General features: G+C 63.5%; 5 protein-coding genes. 1 reads left to right on the top strand and 4 read right to left on the bottom strand.

The features are described from left to right. Positions 1–1,423 (top strand): gamma-aminobutyraldehyde dehydrogenase (locus tag EOA27_RS23655; RefSeq protein WP_145970489.1); only part of this gene is annotated, 1,423 nt, incomplete at its 5' end. Between the two features lie 197 nt (positions 1,424–1,620). Here the strand turns inward: EOA27_RS23655 and EOA27_RS23665 are convergent. From EOA27_RS23665 to EOA27_RS23680, 4 genes are all read right to left on the bottom strand, one after another. Beyond that, the gene (locus EOA27_RS23665; RefSeq protein ID WP_126079705.1) at positions 1,621–3,030 is read right to left on the bottom strand and encodes an FAD-binding oxidoreductase; all 1,410 of its coding nucleotides are present in this window, start codon (positions 3,028–3,030) and stop codon (positions 1,621–1,623) included. 336 nt (positions 3,031–3,366) lie between these two features. Beyond that, positions 3,367–3,681, bottom strand: coding sequence for a hypothetical protein (locus EOA27_RS23670; RefSeq protein WP_040993821.1), 315 nt, complete (start codon positions 3,679–3,681; stop codon positions 3,367–3,369). Positions 3,682–3,736: 55 nt separating this feature from the next. Next, positions 3,737–4,099, bottom strand: a complete 363-nt coding sequence (locus EOA27_RS23675; RefSeq protein WP_126079704.1) for a nuclear transport factor 2 family protein — start codon at positions 4,097–4,099, stop codon at positions 3,737–3,739. A gap of 102 nt (positions 4,100–4,201) precedes the next feature. Then, positions 4,202–4,537: helix-turn-helix transcriptional regulator (locus EOA27_RS23680; RefSeq protein ID WP_145970490.1), on the bottom strand; the 336-nt coding region annotated here is incomplete at its 5' end.

Here is a 4,537-nt window from a genome sequence, read left to right on the forward strand (position 1 = left end):
CACCCAGATGCTCATCGGCTCGAAATTCGAGAAGGGCACCGAAACCGAGGAGCCGATCCTCAATCCAAAGACCGGGGCAACCATCCTCAACCTGCCTGAAGCAAGCCCGGCGCAGATCGAAGCGGCCGTGACAGCCGCCGAGCGAGCGTTCGTCAGTTGGTCGCGTACCACGCCGGCGCAGCGCTCCGGCTATCTGCTTAAGATCGCCGATCGGATCGAGGCGGAAGCCAAGGAGTTCGCGGCGCTCGAGGCGCTGAATTGCGGCAAGCCGATCAATGCCGTGCTCAACGACGAGATCCCGGCGATCGTCGACTGCTACCGCTTCTTCGCCGGCGCGGTGCGCTCGATGCCCGGTCAGGTGGCCGGCGAATATATTGCTGGCCACACCTCGATGGTGCGGCGCGACCCTATCGGCATCGTCGCTTCGATCGCGCCCTGGAATTATCCGCTGATGATGATGGCGTGGAAGCTGGCGCCGGCGGTCGGCGGCGGCAACACGGTCGTCTTCAAACCTTCGGAGCAGACGCCGCTGACATCGCTGAAGCTGGCGAAGATCCTCGCCGAGATCCTGCCCGAAGGCGTCGTCAACGTCGTGCTCGGCCGTGGCGACAGCGTCGGCAACACGCTGATCAACCATCCGAAGGTCAACATGATCTCGATCACCGGCGACGTCGCCACCGGCAAGAAGGTGCTGCAGGCGGCCGCCAAATCGGTCAAGCGCACGCATCTGGAGCTTGGCGGCAAGGCGCCGGTTATCGTCTTCGACGACGCCGATCTTGGCGCCGTGGTCAATGGCCTGCGCGCCTTCGGCTATTACAATGCCGGTCAGGACTGCACCGCCGCCTGCCGCATCTATGCCGGCAAGAAGATCTACGACAAGCTGGTCGCCGATCTCTCTTCCGCTGTCTCGACCATCAAATACAACCAGCCTGACGACACTGAGAACGAGATCGGCCCGCTGATCTCGCGCCGCCAGCGCGACCGCGTGTCGAGCTTCGTCGAGCGCGCCTCGGAGCTGAAGCACATCGAGATCACCACCGGCGGCAAGCCGGGGGAGGGCTCCGGCTTCTACTACCAGCCGACGGTGGTCGCCGGCGCGCTGCAGGAAGACGAGATCGTGCGCCGCGAGGTGTTCGGCCCGGTCGTCTCGATCACCCGCTTCTCGGATGTCGACGAGGCGGTGAATTGGGCGAATGACAGCGACTACGGCCTTGCCTCGTCGGTGTGGACCAAGGACGTCGCGCGCGCCATGGCGACCGCCGCTCGTCTGCAATATGGCTGCACCTGGATCAACACGCACTTCATGCTGACCAACGAGATGCCGCATGGCGGCCTGAAACAGTCAGGCTACGGCAAGGACATGTCGCTCTACGCGCTGGAGGATTACACGGCTGTCCGCCACGTCATGGTGGCGCACGGCTAGTCCCTTGCGAGAGAGGCCGGATTGCCAATTGCCCGTAGCAAATCCGATGGCAATCCGGCCTCTATCCCCTACATGGGCGGAGGCGGCGTAAGAACTAATGCATGTCGCCCAGAAGTGTGCGCGGTTCTGGGACAACGACATGCATCAAAACAAAGACTTAAACCGCGTCGCCTGAGCCCGGCTCAGCGCGACGCGGTTTAAGCGGCCGTCCTCCCTTGCATCTCCGATGCTGCGGGCTTGATGTTCTGGTTGACTCTAAAGATGTTGAACGGGTCGTAGATGCGCTTCACCTGGCTAAGCCGCTCGTAGTTCGCGCCATAGCTCGCCTGCACGCGCGCTTCTCCTTCGTCCTCCATCATGAAATTCACGTAGCCGCCTTCGCCGTTATGGGGATGGATGCTCGCCCAGTAGGTCTTGGCCCATTTGGTGAGGTCGGCGGCCTTGGCCGGATCCGGATCGATGGCGGCGATGACCATCGACCAGGTCGCGTCGCGCGCATTCCATGCCGTCTCGTTCTTGCCGACGCGGCGAACGGCGCCGTCGATGGGGTAAAGATGCATGAGCGACAATTCGCTCGGCGCTGCGGCGGCCTGCGCGATATGGGTCGCGATGGCTTCGTCGGGAAGCGACTTGACGAAATCGCCCTTCCAGTACCATTGCAGGCCTTTCGGAAGCAGCGGGTCGAACATCGCCTGCAAGGCCGGGAACGGCATCACACCCATCCAGTTGAAGATAGGCGGCGGCAGATTGTCGAGCAGCGGCGCCATGGCCTTGCGCCCCTCCTCCTCGGTGCCGTTGTAGCAGGAGATGATGGCGCAGGCGCGCTTGCCCCAATATTCGCGCGGGAATGGGTCGGTCGACGGAATGGTCTTCAAGCCGACAAAGGTGCCGAGATCCTCCGGCGCCTCCGGCAGATAGTCGCGATAGGTCTGCATGACGGCCATGGCATCCTTGGCCTCCCAGAACACCGGGCCGCCGAAGATCATGTTCACGGGATGGGCCTGGAACAGGAAACTGGTCACGACGCCGAAATTGCCGCCACCGCCGCGGAGCGCCCAGAACAGGTCGGGGTTCTCGGCTTTGCTGGCGGTCACCACGCTGCCGTCGGCCAGCACCAGATCGGCTTCGACCAGATTGTCGATGGTGAGACCGTATCTGCGCGTGAGATAGCCTGTACCGCCGCCGAGGGTCAGGCCGGCAACGCCGGTGGTCGAGACGATGCCCGCCGGAACAGCGAGCCCGAAGGGATGGGTGGCATGGTCCACGTCGCCCGAATTGCAGCCGGGCCCGACCCTGACGGTGCGCGTTTTCGGATCGACATGGACACCCTTCATCATCGACAGGTCGATGACGAGACCGTTGTCGCAGATCCCCAATCCGGCGCCGTTGTGGCCTCCGCCGCGCACGGCGGCCAAAAGGTCGTTGTCGCGGGCGTATTTCACGGCGGTAATCACGTCGGCGACGTCGGCGCAGCGCGCAATCAGCAGCGGGCGTTTATCGATCATGCCGTTATAGACCTTGCGGGCCTCGTCATAGCCGGCATCGTCGCGCAGGATCACCTCCCCGCGCAGGCTTTCACGCAGTCTTGCATGGGCTTCGTCGGTCATTGGTTTGCTCCCTTGCTTGCGCCAGCGCCATGGCGCGCCGACGCGACGCATGTGTTGCTTCGTTTGCTCGCCTCATCGGGCGAATGCGTTGGATGTTGCAGGAAGAGCACATTGCACCAATCCGGCCCCTGCCGCTTCGCCCGAAAGGACCAGCGGGGCATGGCTCGGGAGAGCCATGACACGACAGCCAAAGCGGCTGCAGTGGATGGCCGAGCGGAGGGTGCCCGGTTACCGATTTGGGTCGATCCGGTGACGTCGAGTGGCCGCCTGCCTCGCAGCCACTCTTCCCGTCATGTTCGCCGCTGCCTCTTCGGCCTTCGGCTATTTCGCAATCAACTATTCCACGATCCGGAAGATTTGCCACTGGCTGGTGCCCGACACCACATAGGGCTCCAGTTCCTTGCCCCATTTGGCGTGCGCGTCGATCTTCGCGATCTTGGCAAAGAACGCTTCCAGCTGGGCCAGGCTTTCGACTTCGTGGTGGGATTCGATCGTCGCTTCGCGGGCGCCGATCGAACCCGTCATGAGCCGGAAATTCAGGTCGGCCAAACCGACCTGCGAGCCGATCTCGCGCTCCCATTTCCGCATCAGCTCAAGTGCGGTCTGCTTGTGGCCGAACTTCGCGTCGATCTGCCATCTGGCGCTGAACATCTCGATTCTCCCTCACCATTGCGGCCGAGGCCGCTGTTGATTTGTCCGCGGTTGATTATTCGTCCCAGGCCTGCACGACGGTCTGCCGCGCGATCAGGCCGTTCCTCAGCTCCAGCATCGCCGCGCAAACCACCTTGGTGCCGTCCGGATAGGCGCAGGCTTGCATGAAGGCGAGGTTGTCGCCCTCTGCGATGGTGGCGTCGACCTTGTGGGTCATCGCCCGGCTGCAGATATCGTCCCAGAAGATGCTGATCGCCGCGCGGCCGCGGATTTCGCGCGGCTTGCTCGGCGGGTTGTTGCGGTCGACGACGCGCACCAGCGCATCGTCGGTGTAGAAGCTCGACAGCAACTTACCGTCACGGCCCTCGATCGCCTTCTTGATCGCCGCGCCGTCCACCGTCTTTGTCTTGGTCAACATCTTGTCTCTCCATGGCCCCGCAGTGCCTTCCTGGCTGCCTGCATTGGGATAATTGATACCTCCTACGCGTCCCGACCGCTTCGCCCGAAAGCGCCATGGCTCTCATGGCCCGTCCGGGCCAGCATGCCTGGCCGAGAATGCCGCCGCCGCCGCCCGCGACGGCAGGTCGAGCTTGAGCAATATGTTGGCGACATGGCGCTTGACCGTGTGCTCGCTGAGGTCGAGCTCGGCTGCGATCGCGGCATTGCTCTTGCCGTCGGCGATCAGGCTCACCACCTCGCTCTCGCGAGCCGTCAGCGTTGCCGGTTCGGCCGGCTTGGGCTTGGGACGGCAGGCCGGCTCCAGATGCTGTTCGGCCGTCACCTGCACCAGCGCCAGCGGCTCGTCCAATTCGTCGAGGCTGATGCGGCCGGCATCGGTGAAATGCAGCCCGGAACC

This window comes from Mesorhizobium sp. M2A.F.Ca.ET.037.01.1.1 (assembly GCF_003998075.1).
GTDB lineage: Bacteria > Pseudomonadota > Alphaproteobacteria > Rhizobiales > Rhizobiaceae > Mesorhizobium.